This is a genomic window from Auritidibacter sp. NML120636, assembly GCF_003185945.1.
Lineage (GTDB): Bacteria > Actinomycetota > Actinomycetes > Actinomycetales > Micrococcaceae > Auritidibacter > Auritidibacter ignavus.
On sequence record NZ_QHLO01000013.1, the window covers coordinates 1 to 18,487 of the forward strand.

General features: G+C 61.9%; 15 protein-coding genes and 3 tRNA genes. 6 read left to right on the plus strand and 12 right to left on the minus strand.

Features of this window, described 5'->3' with window-relative positions; genetic code table 11:
- Nucleotides 1-474: 474 nt before the first annotated feature.
- Nucleotides 475-681: a hypothetical protein gene (locus DCC25_RS09830; RefSeq protein ID WP_110099992.1), complete on the plus strand. Its 207-nt coding sequence runs from the start codon at nt 475-477 to the stop codon at nt 679-681.
- Nucleotides 682-835: 154 nt separating this feature from the next.
- On the opposite strand, the gene DCC25_RS09835 is transcribed toward DCC25_RS09830, so the two are convergent.
- The 4 genes from DCC25_RS09835 to DCC25_RS09850 form a co-directional block, all read right to left on the minus strand.
- Nucleotides 836-1,828, minus strand: coding sequence for a M23 family metallopeptidase (locus tag DCC25_RS09835; RefSeq protein WP_110099991.1), 993 nt, complete (start codon nt 1,826-1,828; stop codon nt 836-838).
- A 229-nt stretch (nt 1,829-2,057) separates the two neighbouring features.
- Nucleotides 2,058-2,133, minus strand: a tRNA-Phe gene (locus DCC25_RS09840).
- Nucleotides 2,134-2,194: 61 nt separating this feature from the next.
- Nucleotides 2,195-2,268, minus strand: a tRNA-Asp gene (locus DCC25_RS09845).
- Between the two features lie 72 nt (nt 2,269-2,340).
- A tRNA-Glu gene (locus tag DCC25_RS09850) sits at nt 2,341-2,413 on the minus strand.
- Between the two features lie 47 nt (nt 2,414-2,460).
- Between DCC25_RS09850 and DCC25_RS09855 the strand changes: the two genes are divergently transcribed.
- Both DCC25_RS09855 and DCC25_RS09860 read left to right on the plus strand, forming a co-directional pair.
- Nucleotides 2,461-2,856, plus strand: coding sequence for a metallopeptidase family protein (locus DCC25_RS09855; RefSeq protein ID WP_110101581.1), 396 nt, complete (start codon nt 2,461-2,463; stop codon nt 2,854-2,856).
- Between the two features lie 298 nt (nt 2,857-3,154).
- Entirely contained in the window at nt 3,155-4,783 is a 1,629-nt protein-coding gene (locus DCC25_RS09860) for a C40 family peptidase (RefSeq protein WP_122549497.1), read from the plus strand.
- Nucleotides 4,784-4,921: 138 nt separating this feature from the next.
- On the opposite strand, the gene DCC25_RS09865 is transcribed toward DCC25_RS09860, so the two are convergent.
- Genes DCC25_RS09865 through DCC25_RS09880 form a run of 4 tightly spaced genes read right to left on the minus strand, consistent with a single transcriptional unit; the run spans nt 4,922 to nt 7,830 of the window.
- Nucleotides 4,922-5,902 (minus strand): universal stress protein, encoded by a 981-nt coding sequence (locus tag DCC25_RS09865; protein ID WP_110101546.1) that lies wholly within the window; start codon nt 5,900-5,902, stop codon nt 4,922-4,924.
- A complete protein-coding gene (locus DCC25_RS09870) occupies nt 5,895-6,845 on the minus strand; it encodes a spermidine synthase (RefSeq protein ID WP_199445916.1) in 951 nt (316 codons plus the stop codon). Before DCC25_RS09870 ends, DCC25_RS09865 begins: the two co-directional genes overlap by 8 nt.
- On the minus strand, nt 6,838-7,443 hold the full coding sequence (locus tag DCC25_RS09875) for a GNAT family N-acetyltransferase (RefSeq protein WP_110101547.1): 606 nt from the start codon (nt 7,441-7,443) through the stop codon (nt 6,838-6,840). The genes DCC25_RS09870 and DCC25_RS09875 overlap by 8 nt, the downstream gene beginning before the upstream one ends.
- Nucleotides 7,444-7,830, minus strand: coding sequence for a thiamine-binding protein (locus DCC25_RS09880; RefSeq protein WP_110101582.1), 387 nt, complete (start codon nt 7,828-7,830; stop codon nt 7,444-7,446).
- A gap of 156 nt (nt 7,831-7,986) precedes the next feature.
- On the opposite strand from DCC25_RS09880, the gene pta reads away from it, so the two are divergent.
- From pta to DCC25_RS09895, 3 genes are read left to right on the plus strand one after another with little or no spacing between them, the layout of a single operon-like run.
- The gene (pta, locus tag DCC25_RS09885) at nt 7,987-10,050 is read left to right on the plus strand and encodes a phosphate acetyltransferase (protein ID WP_110101548.1); all 2,064 of its coding nucleotides are present in this window, start codon (nt 7,987-7,989) and stop codon (nt 10,048-10,050) included.
- 33 nt (nt 10,051-10,083) lie between these two features.
- Nucleotides 10,084-11,265, plus strand: coding sequence for an acetate/propionate family kinase (locus DCC25_RS09890; protein ID WP_110101549.1), 1,182 nt, complete (start codon nt 10,084-10,086; stop codon nt 11,263-11,265).
- The gene (locus DCC25_RS09895; protein ID WP_233242766.1) at nt 11,265-12,515 is read left to right on the plus strand and encodes a DUF445 domain-containing protein; all 1,251 of its coding nucleotides are present in this window, start codon (nt 11,265-11,267) and stop codon (nt 12,513-12,515) included. The genes DCC25_RS09890 and DCC25_RS09895 overlap by 1 nt, the downstream gene beginning before the upstream one ends.
- Here DCC25_RS09895 and DCC25_RS09900 read toward each other — a convergent pair.
- The 4 genes from DCC25_RS09900 to DCC25_RS09915 all read right to left on the minus strand — a co-directional run bounded on the left by DCC25_RS09900 (nt 12,429) and on the right by DCC25_RS09915 (nt 18,457).
- Nucleotides 12,429-13,322: a hypothetical protein gene (locus DCC25_RS09900; protein ID WP_110101550.1), complete on the minus strand. Its 894-nt coding sequence runs from the start codon at nt 13,320-13,322 to the stop codon at nt 12,429-12,431. The genes DCC25_RS09895 and DCC25_RS09900 overlap by 87 nt on opposite strands.
- A gap of 35 nt (nt 13,323-13,357) precedes the next feature.
- Nucleotides 13,358-14,674 (minus strand): endonuclease/exonuclease/phosphatase family protein, encoded by a 1,317-nt coding sequence (locus tag DCC25_RS09905; protein ID WP_110101551.1) that lies wholly within the window; start codon nt 14,672-14,674, stop codon nt 13,358-13,360.
- Nucleotides 14,675-14,838: 164 nt separating this feature from the next.
- Nucleotides 14,839-16,572, minus strand: coding sequence for an HAD-IC family P-type ATPase (locus DCC25_RS09910; RefSeq protein ID WP_110101552.1), 1,734 nt, complete (start codon nt 16,570-16,572; stop codon nt 14,839-14,841).
- A complete protein-coding gene (locus tag DCC25_RS09915; RefSeq protein WP_110101553.1) occupies nt 16,565-18,457 on the minus strand; it encodes a hypothetical protein in 1,893 nt (630 codons plus the stop codon). The genes DCC25_RS09910 and DCC25_RS09915 overlap by 8 nt, the downstream gene beginning before the upstream one ends.
- Between the last annotated feature and the right edge of the window lie 30 nt (nt 18,458-18,487).

The window sequence follows — 18,487 nt, forward strand, 5'->3', positions numbered from 1 at the left end:
AGCTAACCCAAGTTTTCGCGCTCAAACTAGCTGAGGCACGACACTGCAGCCACGCGACCTCTCGCGCTCACGATCTGTGAGGCACGACTTACCCTTCGCGCTCAGTTTGACATGAGGCACTACGCCCCCCGCCCTCGCTTCGCCGTTTAACAAGCGAACCGTGGGCACGGGACCGGTGGCGAGCGCTGACTAGAGGGACATGCATTGGAAGGATCTCTAAATCGTTGCACGATCCGGTCACCACTCGTTCCTCTTGAAACGCGTGCAGTCCATCGACCTGGAACAGCCAGATGAGCTAGGCCCCTATGAACTGGATGTGCTCACCGCTCAACGCGAGAACGCCACCCGAGAGCTTCTGGAGGTATTCGAGCGTTTCCCTGCTCTGACCGTTGCCTCGGTGTCCTCGCGCAACTTACGATCGATTAACAAGATGGCAGGGCGAGATGCGTCCATGAGAAACAACGGGAGAAACGCTTGGAAGAAAAGAGCGAATCAACTCAGCAAAGCATCGGTCTGTTCATCCTGGCAGGCATCCACATGGTGGTTCTGATCGGGCTCCAGCTATCTGGTGCTCTCAGCGATATGATGGTGAGCGCTATTGCCTGGTTCGTTGGGATGATGGTGGCCACATGGTGCGTGCTCAAAGCAGTCATACCGTTGCTGAGTAGCACAGAACGCTGAGTTTTCCGAGGCCGACACCACGGCCCCGGAACTGACCACGAGGCGACCCCCCGTACAACGAGACCGCTACTGCGGCGGTCGTGATCGATGATCAACCGTTGATTTTGCGTATTTTGCGGGAATGCTCGATCGGCGATGGGTCGTGGAGGCCACCCTACCCGACCGAGCCGAATTCGACGACCTGAAAAATCTGCCCGTTTCGAGGCATCTCGGTCACGGCATTTGCCGCGCGGTCTTTAGCAAAGGGCTTCCATGCTGGATCCAGATCGCCCAGCTCAACACTCGACCAAACGAAGGGTAACCCCGCAGCCGCATCCACTGACCCCCGATCCATTAGTTGTACATGCAGGTGCGGCTCGGTGGTGTTTCCGGTATTGCCCACCTCGGCCAGCTGTTCCCCGGCTCTCACTCGCTGTCCCGGAACCACCACCACGGAGTCACGGCGCAAGTGCGCGTACGCTGCGAAGGTTCCGTCATCGTGTTGAACCACCACGCGATTGCCGAATATGGCTCGATATCCGCCAAAAAATTCGCTGGCCGGGCCCTCAAGAAGGAGCATCAAGGTCCGCCCGAGCCAGGTGTCGCGCGCCCGCTTGTCGCGTTGCCGATCAGCCGCCTGAAGCACTGTTCCATCCGCGATCGCGTACACGGGCTCACCGAAACAGGTGAACTCCTCGGGGCGCGTTCCACGTCCGACCAAACGTACATCGGCCGGGTTGATCGTTGTGGTCATGTCTTCGGCAACGGAGGGATGGACCAGATCCACGGCGCTGAATTGTCCACGTGTCGCCGTACCGTGACTGGGCAGTTGCTGACCGGGGCTATTGACTGCCAGCCACCGTCCGCGCACTGGAGGCTGAACCACAACGGGTGCACGAGCCGGCGTCACCGGGGCAATTCCGGCCAGCAGGCACCCGGTAAGAACCAGCATCATGACAGCGAGAACCCAGCCGAAACCGCCCGGTGGATTAAACAAGCCAGTCAGGTCAGCCACGATCAGTAGTAGCCCCGCTAGTATCAGCATCCGCCACAACGGACGCAGGGTGGACAGTATCCGACGCAGCCGGTGCACTGCTGGGGCACTGGCGCCCCTAGAATGGTGGTCCGCCTCGGTACCGTCTGTGCTGACGGCCTTACCCCGTTTCATCTCGACCAGCCCTCATTCTCTGTCGTGATGCGCGCCACTCTTCGACGAAGCCTACCATCAGGGTCCACCTGGCGACATCAGTCACGTTGCCCCGGGCCCGAGTGACAGCGATCAGCCAGAAACGGTCGAAACGCACCGTATGTGTTCCACCAGTTCCAATGCTGTGAGGGCGCGATGATCGATCCGAGATACGGGGTAAAAGCAAAACCCCCGCGCTAGGCGAGGGTTTTGGTGGCTCCGACCGGCGTCGATCCGGTGACCTTTCGATTTTCAGTCGAACGCTCTACCAACTGAGCTACAGAGCCTGTTGAGTGGTATTCACTCTTGGACAAAGAGCCTGTCCGATTGGACAGGCTCTCGCATCCGCGACCCTGACGGGACTTGAACCCGCGACCTCCGCCGTGACAGGGCGGCGCGCTAACCAACTGCGCTACAGGGCCATTGAACAGGAACCTACAGTATCAGAGATTTCCCACTCACTGAAATCGTGTCAATCAACAGTCTTTCAGTCGTACCCCCAACGGGATTCGAACCCGTGCCGCCGCCGTGAAAGGGCGGTGTCCTAGGCCGCTAGACGATGGGGGCCTGGCAAATTCGTGAGACTCCACAGATGTCCCGTGAACTTGACCTCCATGAGTTTACGACGAAAACTCTACAGTGTGCAAATCGAGCCATTATCTAACGCCGAATTCGACGCGATCGTTGAAGCTGCCCTCGAGGAGCTCCCTGAGCAAGTGCGCAATCTTTTGGATAACATCGTGATCTTTGTCGCCGACGAATACGAGCCACTCCCCGACGAAGAGCCACAGCCCGAACTCCTCGGACTCTATGAAGGGGTACCGCTCGATGAGCGTGGCGACGACCCACTGGGCATGCCTGACCATCTGACGATCTTCAAGAATCCGCTCGAGCGCATGGTCTCATCTTACGAAGAGCTCGCTCGGCAAATCCGCATCACCGTGATGCACGAAATCGCCCACTACTTCGGTATTAGCGACGAACAACTGCACGCCTGGGGCTGGGGATAGACCACTGCTCTACCCGTTTCTGCCTGGCGTGCAAAAGGTCACGAAACGATGCCAAAACCGCAGAAACTCGCGAATTCCACGGTCATTCAATCCTAAATTACACCGTTGTTATTTATGTTATTCCTGGGGTTCTTGTTGCATTTGTGACAATTGTGCAACTATTCTGGACCAAGAAGTTGGCATTTCTTCGGCGTGTCGTAGTGACAGATCCGAATCGTAATGATCTCGTGACGCAACGGTGAAGAAATGATCTCGACCTCACTGCCCGAATCACTTGCCAGAGAATGAGGACGTTGTCGTGAAATCTCGCCGTCTAATTGGGGTTACCGCCTCGGTGGCCATTGTCACCGCAACCGCAGTCGCCGCGGCCGCAGTACCAAATATGTTGGATGCTGACGCCTCTCGCCAGCATGACGCCGCTGATCTACCGAAAGTTCCGAGCTCGCAAGAGATCGACCAAGCCAAAACGTCAGATGCCAATCGGGATCAGATGCGCCAGCGACTCATCGATTCCATCTTGAAGACCTCCGAGCGATTCGCCGATATCGAGGCAGCCGCTCTGGAAGCTAATGAGAACGCCCGCTCGATGTCAGAAGCGGCGGCAGCTGCACGTCGTGACGCTGAAGATGCCCGAAAGGCTGCGGAAAATGCAGCTGAGCAAGCCTCAGACTCCGAAGAAGCTGTCGGCGCAGCCGCCGGTGAGATGTACCGCAACGGTAACGGTTCGGCGAGCGACCTGATGCTGGGCGATGAAGATAGCCTCAGCCAGCGTTCGACCGCCGAAAACCTCGCTAATCGTCAGGCTCGTGAAGGACAAGAAGCTGTCCGCCAAGCCAACGAAGCCGATAGTCTGCTGGCAAACGCCGAAGCCAAGGAAGCAGACGCCGAACAAAAGGCCGAAGAGGAAGCTCGTGCTCAGGCAGAACGTGAAGAGGAAGCCCGTCGCTACGAAGAAGAGCGCCAAGAGCTCGACAAACTTCGCTCTGATCTCATCAAGGCGTGGGCAGAGCTAGAGGGCATCCCAGAAGAAGAGGCTGCCGAAAGAATTGACGAGATCGAGGAAGAACAATGGGCCGCCGAGCTAGACCGTGTTCTGGGGCAAATCGACGCGCGGGAGACCGAGCAGAGTTCCCCCGCATCGACACAGCCGGCCGTTGAGGCCGAACCTACTCCGGTCACCGAAGAACCCACCCCGTCAGAGACCACGGAAGAACCGACGCCGTCGGCAACCCCGTCCGAGACCCCTAGCTCGGCTCCGGCTAGCCCGTCTCCCACGCAGACCTCTTCGGCACCGGCCAGCCCGTCGCCCACCCAGAGCTCTTCCGCACCGGCTAGCCCGTCTCCCACCCAGAGCTCTTCCGCACCGGCTAGCCCGTCTCCCACCCAGAGCTCCTCGGCACCGTCTCGGTCGGGCTCAGCTTCCTCCTCAAACGGTCGCGCGTCAAGCTCGCCGTCGCCGACGAAGTCTGCCCCGAAGAAGTCTCCGTCTAAGGCTCCGTCGAAATCCCCGTCCACCGGCACGGCAGGGTCCTCCTCGTCCTCCGGTTGGGCCAGCACTGCAATCCAGTTTGCCGTGGGTAAGGCCAATGACCCCAACACCTATTACTCCTGGGGCGGCAACGGCCCCCAAGGCTATGACTGCTCGGGTCTGACTGTGGCTGCGTTCAATGCCGCCGGAAAGTCGTTGCCCCGTAGCTCGAAGGCACAGTACGCTGCCGCCAAGCAGTACGTGCCACTGAGCCAGATGCAGCCCGGTGACCTGGTGTTCTGGTCCAATAATGGATCTGGGTCCGGTGTGTACCACGTGGCGATCTACATGGGTAATAACCAGATTGTCCACGCCCGCAACCCGCAGATGGGTATTTCAGTGACTGCCTTGAACTACGGCGGTATGCACAACATCCTGCCTCAAGCGGGACGCTACTAGATTCCCTCGGGGGTCCGGAGTCCGGGGAAGTTCTCCGGATCCTTGGGGGTTACTACCTCATCTCACACACCGCAGGGCGGTTGCCAGTCATGTGGCAACCGCCCTGTCAGACGTTAAAGGACTGGTAACGACAATATCTTAGGAATGATCCGGACGCTTGTCTTTGTGCTCATCCAGGGTGGGGCCAAAGTCGGTGCGGTCTTCCAACCGAGGATCGTCGTAGGCCGGCACCACCAGCACCGGCCCCTTGGCGTGAGAGACGATGCCTTGAGAGGTCGAACCCAGCAGTGCCCCGGTGAAGCCACCCAGTCCACGAGTTCCGACGACGACCAGGCGGGCGGTTTCTGATTCTTTGACCATCACATCAACCGGAACGCCGTCGACGACTTCCGCTTCAATCCGTAACTGCGGGAAATGGTGTTGCAACCAGTTGCGACCGTACTCCATTTTTTCGCGAAGCTCTTCGAGGAGAGCGTTTTCATCCACGGGAGCAGGCAACCATTCCACGGCCGGAGAAACCGGGGCCATGGCGGTGACTAACCGCACCCAGGTTCCACGATTCATGGCTTCCTCGCCGGCGCGGAGCATGGCCAGTCGTGCCTGCCTCGACCCGTCGGCACCAACCACCACCGGTGCATCAGTTCCGGCGCGGGATTCTTCAGCACCTTTCGGCACCAACGCGACCGGGCACTTAGCGCGTGCCGGGAGCCCACGCGACACCGATCCCACCAGCAGACCGAGGAAACCGCCTCGACCGCGGGGGCCGGCAACCAGCAGGTCGGCGTGTTCGGAGTAATCGACCAGCACCGTGGCGGGATCGCCGAGCTCAGTGGCTGCTCGGATCTCCACATCGGTGGGTCCGAGCTTTTCGGCGGTTGCTTCTAAAATCTTGCGCGCGGAATCGGCCAGCGCGTTATCGTGTTCGGATCCGCCTGCGGAATCCATCACCATCGACGGAAACATTGGCAAGCTATAGACGGAGATGAGCGTCAGTGGGCGGTGAGTGCGTTCTGCTTCCCGCAACGCCCAGGTGGCAGCGGCCAGTGACCGCTTCGAGCCGTCAACTCCGACCACCACGCCATGAGTTTTTCCCTGATATGCAGTGTTCTGGTCACTCATGATTGTCACCCTTCTCTTGATCCCCACAGCGTCTGCCTGTGGTTAACTCCAGCTTACTGACTTTGGTCCGCAACGGGGCCGTACGCGGTGCCGCACCGGCGCAAAAGTCATCCAGTTCTCGGGCCTTCCAGCGCAGGTGGGCCGGCAGTGGATCTGCCAATACCGCGCGCTGGAGTCCAGACAGCCCGCCGAGTTCCTCTTGCGGGATCTCGGCGTTGCTGGCAGCAAAGATCATGTTCCCGCGCCGGCGAGATTTGAACATACTCGGATCGGATATCAGGATCACCTCCGAGAACACCTCTCGGAGTGTCGCCACTTCACTCCGGGCATCGGCTAGTCCGGTTGGGCCTGCGTAGTTAATGAGGTACACGCCGTCGGGACCGAGAATGCGTGCTGCTTCTTCGGTGGCTTCCAGCCCGGTGAGATGTTCGGGCGTGACCTGGTGACCGGTGTCCTGATCCTGGGCAAACACATCGCGGAAGATCACGTCCCGCGACCCCGTAGCACCGGTGGCTAACACCTCGCCCGCCTCAGCGGCCCGGATCGTCAACCGCGGTGCTCGCGGCAGGCCACAGTGTTCTCGGACCAGGTTTACCAGGGTCGCATCATCATCCACCGCTGTTTGGCGCGAGTCCGGATAAACCGCGGCCGCCCACCGGGCCATGGTGCAACCGCCAGCGCCCAAGTGCAGAAACCGTAACCGGGTGTCAGTCGAAAACCGGTGGGTGATCACCGCGGCCGCCCACCGCATGTACTCAAAGCCCAGCTCGGTGGGATGGTCCACATTGATCTGCGAGGATTCAGCACCATTAATCATTAACAGCCAGGCGCCAGCCGTGAAGGGGTCCTCGGTGATCACCGCGACTCCGCTGTCGATCTGGTAGTGGCCGGGGGTGATATCGGCCGGTGATGTTTTCTGCGAGCGCCCGCCTCGTTTAGCCATCAGCACCCCTGACCATGAGTTGTTCGGTCATTCCGGCCCAGTCTCCCTCGGTGACCGTTACCGGCTCCCCCACCGGACGATACCCCAGAGCCCTAAAGAACTCGTGGTCACGCCACACCCTGGCCACGCTGGGTCGCGGGCCGAGCGCGGTTTGTACCAGCGCGGTGCCCAACCCGCGACGCCGGGATTCGGCCAGCACATAAACGCCCCGAACTTCTCGCACCGGCCAGGCGCCCGGGTTTTCGTCCAGTTCCGGTAGTTCACCCTGATCTGCCAGGCGTTGGCACCACGTGCGAGTGGTGTCAGCCAGCTCGTCCACGGTGGCGACACCCTGCACCCGGTCGCGGAGGTCTTCGGCCAAAAACAACCGCGGGTCATCGGCTGTTGCTCGAGCGCGACGTCGCCAGAAAGCCACCTGGCCCTCAGCGCTGGCATAGGCCTTGGCACTGAATGTAGCGCCCAATACCGGGGTATATATCTCGTCCCACACCGCAAGTTTGACCGGAATGACCCGCTCAACGTCGGCCTCAGCCGCCGAGCGCACGTAGTAGCGTGCCCCGGTCTCGGTGCGTGCTGATCGGTGGAAGAACCGTTTCATCTACTCGGTAGTGCCCTGTGCACTCGAGTGGTGCGCACTCTCACCCCGCGACTGCAGGAGGTGTTCCAGCCGGTTCAGTTTGCCATCGAGCTCACCGGTGAATCCGGGGCGGATATCGGCCTTCATCACCAAGGAGATCCGAGAGCCGTAGGGTTCCAGGGCGGTCACGCAGTCTTTAATAACCCCCATGACCTCATCCCATTCACCTTCGATCTCGGTGAACATCGAGGAGGTGCGGTAGGGCAATCCGGAGGCGCGCACCACGGCGATGGCCTCAGCCACAGCATGCGAGACCGACCCGGCAGCGGTGGCTTCCGGAGACCCGGAGGCAGCATCGGCACCCAGCGATCCGGTGCCGGAGGTTGTGATCGAAAATGCAATAATCATGGTTCCAGTCTGCCCCACAACCCCAGGTTTTCTCATCTCTAACGTTAGAAGCCTCACGTGAGCACTGTGTACCAGCCCCTTAGGCGTGGGCGGTGTTGTCGATATAGTTAGAAGTGACCCACACCAATCTCCGTTTCACCGGTCGAGAGGATGCGTATGTCCCAAGGCTTGTTCATTTCCACCACCACCGCCGGCACCGGAAAATCTCTGGTCAGCCTCGGGGTGGCCGACTCCATCTATAAGCGCACCGGCTCACTAGGCTACTTCCGCCCCATCTCCCCAGACCCACAGCGGGACCCCATGGTGCACCTGATGCGCGAGAATTTTGATCTCAGTGAAGAACAAGCCCGGGCCGGTTTGAGCTCGGCTGAAGTCCGTGAGCTGGTCGCCACCGGAGAAGAAGACGAGATCTTCGCTCGGTGCGTCGATATTTTCGAGCAAATCTCCGCCGACGTGGTCGTGGTCGAAGGCACCGATTTCGTGGAGGCCGACTCCGCCCTCGAACTCGAACTGAACTCCCGGCTGGCACTGAACCTCAACATCCCGGTGCTGGCCGTGGTCTCTGGCGCCGACTTGAGCCCGGAGGGCGTCTCCAGTGCGGTGGAGCTCACCCGGACCACCATCAACGAGTCTGGCGCCGAGCCCATGGCGGTGATCGTCAACCGCGCCAACCCCGACCAACTGGAAGCCATCGAGTCCTCGCTCCGTCCGGGGAAGTCCCAGGCCAAGGTCTACCTCGTCCCGGAGCTTCCCGAACTCACGTTGCCCTCGATCGCTGAGATCGCCCAGGCGTTAAACCTCGAGCACATTAGCGGGTCTGATCAGTTCCAGCGCGATGTTTCCGAGGTCAAAGCCGTCTCGATGGAAGGCGGCAACTTCTTGAGCATTCTCAACGAGGGCGCTTTGGTGATCGTTTCCGGGGACCGCTCCGATGCCATTCTGGCGACCATGGCCTCCGCGCTGGTACCCGAATTCCCGGTCCCCTCGGGCATGATCCTGACCAACTCGATGTTGCCACGGGCTGAGATCCAGAAGATGTACGCCAACGCGCCCTTCCCGATCTTTGCCTCCTTCGGCGACACATTCAGCACCACCACCGCGGTCTCCCGGGTCCGCGCCGAGCTTTCCAGCGCCCAGCCGCGCAAAATCGCTGCCGCCCTGGGGGCGTGGCACGAACGCGTCGATGGTGACGAGTTGCTGGAGCGACTGGAATTGACCAACTCCTCGGCAATGACCCCGGTGCGGTTCTTGCACCAGCTGATCTCACGGGCCGTGGCCGACCGCAAACGCATCGTGTTGCCGGAAGGACACGATCCCCGCATTCTGCGTGCCGCTGAGATCCTGCACCGTCGCAATGTGTGTGATCTGGTGATCCTCGGCGATGTCGACCAGATCCAGGAATTGGCCGCCACCGAGGGCGTGGACCTGCATGAGATTACGCTGATCGACCCGACCGAATCCCCGGACCGGCAACGCTATGCCGAAGAATACGCGCGCCTGCGGGCCCACAAGGGCGTAGATCTCGACCGTGCCCAGGAAGTTATGCTCGATGGCGCCTATTTCGGCACCATGATGGTTCACCTCGACGAGGTCGACGGCATGGTCTCCGGTGCGGCCAACACCACCGCCCACACCATCCGTCCGGCCTTGGAATTCATCAAGACCCGCCCCGAGGTCTCAATCGTCTCCTCGGTATTCTTCATGTTGTTGCCCGACCGGGCGCTAGTTTACGGCGACTGCGCGGTCAATCCCACTCCGAACGCCGAACAGCTGGCCGATATTGCCATCGCTTCGGCGACCACCGCCGAGCAATTCTCGGTTCAGCCCCGGGTGGCGATGCTGTCCTACTCCACCGGCACCTCCGGATCCGGTGAGGCCGTGGATAAAGTCCGTGAGGCCACTGATCTGGTCCACGCCCATGCTCCCCACCTGAAGGTCGACGGCCCGCTGCAGTACGATGCTGCGGTCTCGGCCTCGGTGGCGGCCTCCAAGATGCCGGATTCGGATGTGGCCGGTCAGGCCACGGTGTTCATCTTCCCGGATCTGAACACCGGGAATAACACCTATAAGGCCGTCCAACAGTCCTCCGGTGCCGTGGCGGTCGGCCCGGTACTGCAAGGCCTGAATAAGCCGGTCAACGACCTCTCCCGCGGCACCACCGTGGAGGACATTGTCAACACCGTCGCTATCACCGCCGTGCAAGCACAGGCTCGCGACTAACTCATCCCGCGCCCGATAGGAGAAGACCCCACCATGCTGATTTTGGTTATTAACTCTGGCTCATCCTCCCTGAAATACCAGGTCCGTGAACTCGATGAGTCCGGCGCGGATACCGAGAAGCCGGTGCTGGCCGAGGGCATTATTGAACGGATCGGCCAGCCCGATTCCGAAATTTCCGATCATGCTCAGGCGTTGGATATCGTCTCGGGACAGCTCGAGGACGTCCTCGACGGTCGCACCATCGATGCCGCCGGTCACCGTGTGGTCCACGGTGGTGAGCGTTTCCAGGCCCCGGCTCTGGTCACCAACGAGGTCATCCGCGCCATTGATGCCCTCGCCCCGCTGGCTCCGCTGCACAATCCGCCCTCGGCAGCCGGACTGCGCGCAATGCGGGAAAAGTGGCCGGATATCCCGCAGGTCGTGGTCTTCGACACCTCCTTCCACACCTCGATGCCAGCCGAGGCCTGGCGGTATGCGGTCCCGGAATCCTGGTACACCGATTACGGTATTCGTCGCTACGGGTTCCACGGCACCAGTCACGATCTGGTCACCGGCCTGACCGCCGAGCTGATCGGGGTGCCCCGCCACAACTTCAACGGCATTATTCTGCACCTGGGCAATGGTGCCTCGGCCACCGCGATCCGTGGGGGCCGATCAGTGGATACCTCCATGGGCTACACGCCCCTGGCCGGTCTGGTGATGGGAACCCGCTCCGGCGATCTCGACCCCTCGATCGTGACTCACCTGATGACCTCCCATGGCTTTACCGCCCAGGAAGTCGACCGGGTACTCAATAACGAATCCGGACTGTACGGGATCAGCGGCCACACCGATATGCGCGAAGTGCTCCACGCCGCCGATGCCGGTCACCGTGGCTCCCAGGCCGCCCTGGATGTGGCCAGCTATCGGTTGGCCAAGTACATCGGTGGCTATCACATCGCCGTCGGTGGCGCCCAGGCGATCACCTTCACCGCCGGCATTGGTGAAAACTCCGCCCCGTTCCGGGCCCGCGTGCTGGACCGGCTGGAAGTGTTGGGCATTACCTACGATCACGAGCTGAATCTGGTCACCGGTTCCGAACCGCGGCTGATCTCGGCCGAGGATTCGGCAATCAAGGTCGCGGTGATCCCCACCAATGAGGAAATGGCGATCGCCCAAAAGACCTACCAGGTCGTCGACGCAGCACAGGCCTGGGGTCAGGGTCCCGGGTTCTAGTGGCGGGAGTCACCGAAGCCGACCGTCGGGCCGGATTGCGCCGGATGAAACTGGTGGCCACCAGTGTGCTGGTCGTGTTAGCGATCGTGTTCGTGATCGCCTTCATCCTGCAAGAACGCCACCCGGCCTTCAGCTATGTGCGCGCTGCGGCTGAGGGAGGCATGGTGGGCGCGTTGGCCGACTGGTTTGCGGTCACCGCGCTCTTTCGGCGTCCGATGGGGCTACCGATCCCCCATACCGCGATCATTCCGCGCAAAAAGGACCAGCTGGCCGTTTCGCTGGGTACTTTCTTTCAGCAGAACTTTCTGGAATCCGAGGTGATGACCGAAAAGCTGGCCAACCTGCGCCCGGCCCGCAAGGTCGGCGCCTGGCTGGCCGAGCCCGATCACGCCCGCGATGTGGGCACCCAGCTGGCTGAGATCGCGGTGGGCACGCTGCGGGCCACCGATGACACCAAGGTGCGAGAACTGATCGCGGATCTGGTGCGCGATCACATGATTGCTCCTCAGTGGTCGCCGACCTTGGGATCGGTGCTCGAGGAAGTCGTCTCTGCAAACCACCACCAGCCCGCCGTGGAACTGGTGGCCTCTCGGGCCGCCGACTGGGTGGCAGAGAATCCGCAGTTCTTTATTGATGCCGTCGCGGACCGTTCCCCCGGCTGGGTACCACGCGTGGTCGACCGGCTACTCGGCGAGCGCATTCACCGTGAACTGTTGGGGTATCTCCGCTCGGTGGTGGCCTCTCAGAACCACCAGCTTCGCCAGCAGGTCACCGGCTGGCTGGAACAGCTCGCCCAGGACATGCAACACGATGACCAGGTGCGGGCCAAGGTCGAGAACCTGAAAGCCGGAGTGTTCGCGGACCCGAATGTCGCCCAACTGGCCTCGCACACCTGGGTGACCGCCAAACAGGCGCTCCTGGATCAGCTGGCCGATCCCGACTCGGATCTGCATCGGGCACTGGTGCAAGCGGTGGCCGATTTTGGGCACCGGATGGAAACCGATGAGCATCTGGCCACCACGCTGGATCAGTGGGCGGTACAGGCCGCCCAGACCGCGGCCGAGCGGTATGGACCCCAGCTGGTGGATGTCATTCAGGAGACCATCCGCCGCTGGGATGGGCGCCAAGCCGCCGACACCATGGAGCTCTATGCGGGCAAGGACCTACAGTTCATCCGCATTAACGGCTCGATCATCGGCGCGCTGGCCGGATTGGTCATCTTTACCCTGGCCACCGCGCTTTTTGGCTAGCTTCTTGTCGACCGGCAACGCCAGCGGGTGTTCCCAGGCCTGCAGCTGATGCCAGCTCGGCATGGGCCCGAAGAGTAGCTGGGCATGACGGGCGACGCGGATAGCCAGCTTGCGGTTGCCCAGCCCGCCGATCACGGCGCCAATGCCGAAGGGCACCAGCCGCCCCAACAGGTGTGAGGACTGGGATTTCACCGTCCAGGAGAAGAAGGATTTCTGCAACCGGTTGAAGAGTCCCTCGGTGAGCCCTGACAGGCTGGTGACGATCCAGGAGGCCGAGGCCATCCCGCTCAGTCCGGCGTCGATCTCCGGAGATTGCTGGTGCAGGGAGGCGGCCAAAATGCGGCGGCCGTCGTCGCCGAGCATGATCGCCATCACCAGTGCTTGACCGCGCTGATCATCGCCGGTCGGCACACCGTTGAGCTCGGCAATGGATTGGGCGTATAGCCCGGTGAGCTCGATGAAACCTAAGGCACCGGCAGCCGAGACCCCCAACGTGGCCAGGGTCCCGATACCGGGGATCACCCCGGCTCCCCCGGCAGCTGCTCCGGTAGTGGTCAGTGACCGCAGGTACAACACGGTGATTTTATCGGCCAGTTCGGCCGGGGTGGCCCCGGGGTACCGGCGACGCAATCGGCGCAGATTGGCTAGCACCACCGGACGTTGGACGGTCAGGGCTGCCAGCACAGCGCGCTGAAAACCCGGGGTGGGATTGCCCTGACGGTCCACGGCGCGATGGACCGCGGAAGTGAGAGCCTTCTCGGAGAGGAATGTAGTGCCGACGGTGCGCGCGGTGCGGGACTTGATCATTCTTGTAGCTTACCGACTGTCGGTAACGGTGAAAACTAGGGCTGGGGGTTGATATCGGCCCAGACGAGGCGATGATCGGTGGCTGCCGGCTGACGGGACAGTTTCGAGAGCAGACCGGACAACGAGGCGGTACCACCGACCAGTTCAGCCCCGTCCTGCCCGGAGGCCGGCCAGTAGACGCCGGAATTTGTCACGGGGAGTTCTTCCGAAGGCAGAATGTAATCGGTGCGTGCCGATCGGGGATCGCCCGGCGCAGGGTCCGGATTCAACCACGTGTGCGTGGCGACATCTTCGGTGGCCTGTTGGGAATCCCGGGAGGAGGTGGGTTCCGGGTCCGTCACACGGTCGACGTCCAGCAACTGGGACATCGTCTCAGAATCTTCGGCTCGAGACTCTGCAGTTCCGGGGGTCAGCTGACCGGCCACCACGAAGCGCGCGCCGTCATCGAGCCCACCGGAGGTTCCCTCATCGTCGGTGATGTAGTCCTGATCGTCTGCACCAGCACCGTCGTTGGCACCATCAGCTTGCTCATCGGGCTGTTCGTCACCGACGTAATCAGCCCAGAAGCCGACCTGATCGTCCTGACGGTAGGCATGCGTCTCGGAGCGACTGGCCTCGGCGCTAGCAGAGGCTAGCACGTGTAGCGGACGCCCGTGCACACTGATCGGTACATCCCAGGCGCCCACCGATGTTAAGGGCACGAGATCTTTTTCGTTCTCGCTGTAACCGGTCTGAGCAATTTTCGAGTCGGGAACCTCAGTCCAGGACAAGTTATTAAACGTGCGAATATTGTCGGTGTCGATCGGGTACTGGGAGTAGATGACCATCCCGCCCTGGCCGGGGTACTCACCATGGCCCAACGCGTCGCCGGGGCCACCAATAGTGCCGTCCTGATCCAAATCTGCGCCCGAGTCTACGCCGGAGTTCACCGGCCCGGCATAGCTATAGGGGTAGTCGATGCCATCGTACTCGCCGGAGCCCACTGCGAGATAATTGGTACTAAAGGCCTCCGCATTGGCCTGATCGGCATCGGTATCAAAACCGGTCACGACTATGACTTCGGGGCGGACTCGCTGAATAATCTGAGCCACCTGGGAGGCATCCCGATCCCCGGGCGTGGACAGCCGTTCGGTGAGCTCACCCGAGGAGGAGCCCACCAGATTCACATCAAAGGTTGCCACCCGCACATCGGAGGAATCCTGGGCCGGAACATATCCGGTACCTAGATCTTCGGCCTCGAGCGTCTGATAGTACGCGGACGCGGGCACGCCAACAGACAGAGTCAGCCCAGCCGCTACGACAGCGGCGCTGATGACTCTGCCGAGTTTGGTGGCGTGATGGGTAGGCACCATTTCAGTCTACGGACCCACCAGGAGCGTGCAAGGGGCAGTGATGAAGTTGTGACCTGCCGTTAATCCTGTGACAATTCAGGTAATTTGGCAGTACGAGATACCTGGGGCACTGTCACGCCGATGCACTGACCCTCGATACACCTATTATGATCCACAACACTTCTTTAGCGTCTTGTGGTTCCGGAATATTGTGACCAATTTGTGATCTTTAAGCTACGACGCGAGACCCAGACGGAATATGCCACATAGACCACCGTGATCACCGGAAGTGGCACCAACCCGCTCACGGCCCCCAGCAGACACAGCGCCACACCCACGATCGTCGCCGTGAGATTCCGCAGGGTCCGTTGGTGGATGGCGCGCGCCATGCGGATCAGGGTGGGGACCAATCGCAGGTTGCTGGGCCCCAGGTGAATATCAATGCCCTCAGACACCGGGGCGTGGGGATCGGGGCGAATCGGGTCGGTGGCGACATCGAGTCCTACTTCGGCTGCCCGCAGGGCCGGCGCATCGGTCACCGACGCTGCGATCATCCCGGTGCGGGCGTGTTCGCGCAGGGCCGCAATCGTGACGGCTTTTTCTTCGGGGCGTTGCTGGGCACGAACGTCGGTGATTCCGGCGGCACTGGCCAGTTGTTGGGCCGCCCGTTGGTTATCGGCGGTGAGCACCGTAAGCTGACAGCCCAGCTCGTGCAGTTCGGCCACAGTTTCCGGTACGTCCTCGCGCAACGTGTCGGTCAGGGCGATCACCCCGATCGGGCGTTGGTCGGCCGAGACCACCGCGACGGTGTAATTGGCGTGTTGCAGTCGGTCGATCTCGGTCCCGAGCGCGCCGGCGCGCACCCAGCGTGGTGAGGAGATCTGAACGAAGACTGAGGAGCCCTCCGGGGTGGTCACGCTCCCGGCAATACTGCGGCCGGGGTGCTCGACCACCTCTGTAGCCGGCCAGAGCTCGGGCTGGGCGGTGCTGGGTAGAGCAGAGCTGGTCTGACGGAAGTGGGTCACAATGCTGGCACCGCGGGGGTGCACGGAGTGTTGTTCCACCGCGGCAGCCAGCGCCAGCACTCGGTCCGCCTCGGCCCGGTCGGAGCCGACGACCTCCACCACGGTGGGTTCCAGTGAGGTCAGCGCACCGGTTTTATCCAACCCCAGGTTACGGATGGTGGCCAGCGAGGTCACGGCCGCCTGATAGCGAACCAGGACCTCGGCTTCGGCGGCCCGGGCCATGAAGGTCAGGGCGGGAAGCCAGCTGGCAGCGGTGATCGCCGCCGGGGACAGCACCAGGAGCACGACGCTGGCCACCGGAGCCCAAAAGGTGGGGTGTTCAATCCAGAATCCCCACAGCACGATGACGACTGCCAACATCACGGCCACCCGACGGGCGCGTTCGGCCCATCGGTCGACTCGTCGCACCACGCGGGAACGTTTAAGCTGTGCCCGAGTGACCACCGTGTGATCCGGACCCGGGGATTCAAGGTCCGCAAGGCGTTGGAAGTGCACCAGCACGTGGTCCCACCGACGTAAGAGAAAGGTCCGGACCACCAAATAGCCGGCAGTCAGCCAGACCGCACCCACCGGCTCACCGGCGGCAGCGCAGAGGATGACCGCCAGGGCTGCCAGCACATCGTCGGTAAGTCGCCCCACCACACCATGGGCGGCAGCTGAGACCGCAAAACGGGTCGCGGCCAGCAAGATGCCGGCCACCGAGGCCACGATGCTGGCCACGTTCCACCCGGACGCTGCGGTGACTTCGGCCATCAGCTGGCTCACGCCGGCCAGCACCGCAAGTGCGACGGTGATGATCGCGATGATCACTGCGGGGTCCTTCAGTGGCCGGCGGGAGGTGAGCTCGCCGGGAGTTTCGAGTGCTTCCGGCACCAACTGCGGAGACTTAGCCACGATCGTCGCCCTTCTCATCGTCGAACTGCTCGAGCCGCGCGGGGTCGGGTAGTGAAGTGTCGGGATATTGTTCGTCCGGATAGGGCCGTTGCACCAACGGTGTGGTGATGCCTGCATTGGTCGGCCCGGTCGTATTCGCTGTTGCCATCAGCGGTGGACCAGGATCCACCATGGGGCGGGTTTCGGCCGCTCGGCGGGCGCGACGTGACCGGATGGTGGTAATGATCAGTGGCAGAATCACCGCAACCAGGACCAACACCGCGATGACCACCAGTAACGTCGCCCCCAGAACCGTGGGGCCGGTCAGTCCGGCGGTGAAGGTCAGCGCCTGGTCACCGGTCAGCTCGATCTCGGCCCCCTGTTCGGACCCCTGGTCATCAACGGTCACGCTACGGTGCATCCACGGCAGGCGCACCGTGTGGGTCACTGGTTGCTCAACCCCGGCCGGAATGCTGCCCAGTAGTGGGCAGAGGTCTGCGCGCAGCGTGTAGTTGGGCCATATCAGCCCGGCGTCGTTCTGGCGGGACAGGTGGGCACCCGGGGCAATCTCTTCGAGCCGTTCCGACAGCTGTGCGGCGTCGGATCCGGCGAGGCTAAAGCTCAGCAGGGTCTGGCCGTCTCGGTGTTCTTCGTCCAGCGCCACGGCTTCCAGGGCGTCTTTCAGGTGTTGGACCCCGGAGTCGCTGGGGTCCTCGACCAAGGTGAGCTCGTAGCGTTGGTCCACCGACCCGGTCATGCCCAGTGAGGTCTCCACGTGGAGGGATTCCACGATGCGTTCCCGCAGATAGACCTGGCTAAAGTCTCCCGACAGCTCGGTGCTGCTGGCTGAGGTGGAGGTATCGGACTGTAGCCGGTAGTCGGCCGGTAGCCGTAGCGAGAACGTCACCGCGTTCTCGGAGGCCTGACACGTACTACCGCACTGGATATTCTGGCCGGTCACGGTGAATTCGGAATGGTTGTCATCCACTGCCTGGTCGCTGACCTGCAGACCCAGTTCGGCGTTACCCACGAACTCTGCCACGAGTTCACCGGCGGTCGACAAGTCCGCGGCGGTGAAACGTAGCTGGTCGTGGCCGTGTTCGAGATGCACATCAGAGACCCCGTCCATGGCGAGCCGCTCGGGCGCTTGGTCGAGGAACTCAGCGCGTCGCTGGTCGCCGGTTTCTCCCCCGGAGCCACCGTGTAGCCGGATCTCACCGACGATGGGTCCGGATTCGGTCACCGTCAGATCCACCTCGACCCGGTCATAGCCGAAGGACTCTTCCCCGCTGACCTGCAGGCGTTGGTCATCCTCGGAAGCGTACTGCTCCCCGTCGATCACCAGCTCATTGGTGGCCCCATTTTGCAACCCGTCGGCGAGTTGTTGGCGTTGCGAGCCGGTCACCACGCCATCGGCTTCCAGCCCAGCCGGTAGCCAGCCAAGCAGATCCGCAACCGTAAAGGGCTCGTTGATGTCCCAGGTGTCGGTGAGCGTGCCGTGAGAGATCTCGGCCTCGATCTCGGTGCTACCGGCGTAGTCAGAGGCGTGCAGGAGCTGATTGACCTGGCCTTGATAGTCATCCAGGGAAGCGAAATCCAGGCGGAATTCTGCCACCGCGCTCGTGCCAGGGTTGTGGGCAATCCCGTCAAAGATCAGCGGGTCGGGGCGATGGGTCTCAATACTATCTTCGATGACCTGTCGTTGATTCGGGTCGGTCTCGTCAAACACCTCGTCCGGAATCTCGACCTGGAGGATGCGCTGACCGCTCCCGTCCTGACGATACTCCAGCTGGGATTCAACACTGACCCCGCAGGCAGAAAGCACCACCGTGAACAGCGTCATCACGGCCACCAGTACCCACACAGCGCCGCGACGGTAGCGGGCAGGTGGCAAAGTGGCAGTCATAACGATCTTTCGATGGGCACAGTCACGGCA

What these genes read in the sequence shown, in the direction of transcription:
- DCC25_RS09835 (WP_110099991.1), bottom strand. Translation starts at nt 1,828, where the DNA reads ATGAAACGGGGTAAGGCCGTCAGCACAGACGGTACCGAGGCGGACCAC.
- DCC25_RS09855 (WP_110101581.1), top strand. Translation starts at nt 2,461, where the DNA reads ATGAGTTTACGACGAAAACTCTACAGTGTGCAAATCGAGCCATTATCT.
- DCC25_RS09865 (WP_110101546.1), bottom strand. Translation starts at nt 5,902, where the DNA reads ATGAGTGACCAGAACACTGCATATCAGGGAAAAACTCATGGCGTGGTG.
- DCC25_RS09870 (WP_199445916.1), bottom strand. Translation starts at nt 6,845, where the DNA reads ATGGCTAAACGAGGCGGGCGCTCGCAGAAAACATCACCGGCCGATATC.
- DCC25_RS09875 (WP_110101547.1), bottom strand. Translation starts at nt 7,443, where the DNA reads ATGAAACGGTTCTTCCACCGATCAGCACGCACCGAGACCGGGGCACGC.
- DCC25_RS09880 (WP_110101582.1), bottom strand. Translation starts at nt 7,830, where the DNA reads ATGATTATTGCATTTTCGATCACAACCTCCGGCACCGGATCGCTGGGT.
- pta (WP_110101548.1), top strand. Translation starts at nt 7,987, where the DNA reads ATGTCCCAAGGCTTGTTCATTTCCACCACCACCGCCGGCACCGGAAAA.
- DCC25_RS09890 (WP_110101549.1), top strand. Translation starts at nt 10,084, where the DNA reads ATGCTGATTTTGGTTATTAACTCTGGCTCATCCTCCCTGAAATACCAG.
- DCC25_RS09900 (WP_110101550.1), bottom strand. Translation starts at nt 13,322, where the DNA reads ATGATCAAGTCCCGCACCGCGCGCACCGTCGGCACTACATTCCTCTCC.
- DCC25_RS09905 (WP_110101551.1), bottom strand. Translation starts at nt 14,674, where the DNA reads ATGGTGCCTACCCATCACGCCACCAAACTCGGCAGAGTCATCAGCGCC.
- DCC25_RS09915 (WP_110101553.1), bottom strand. Translation starts at nt 18,457, where the DNA reads ATGACTGCCACTTTGCCACCTGCCCGCTACCGTCGCGGCGCTGTGTGG.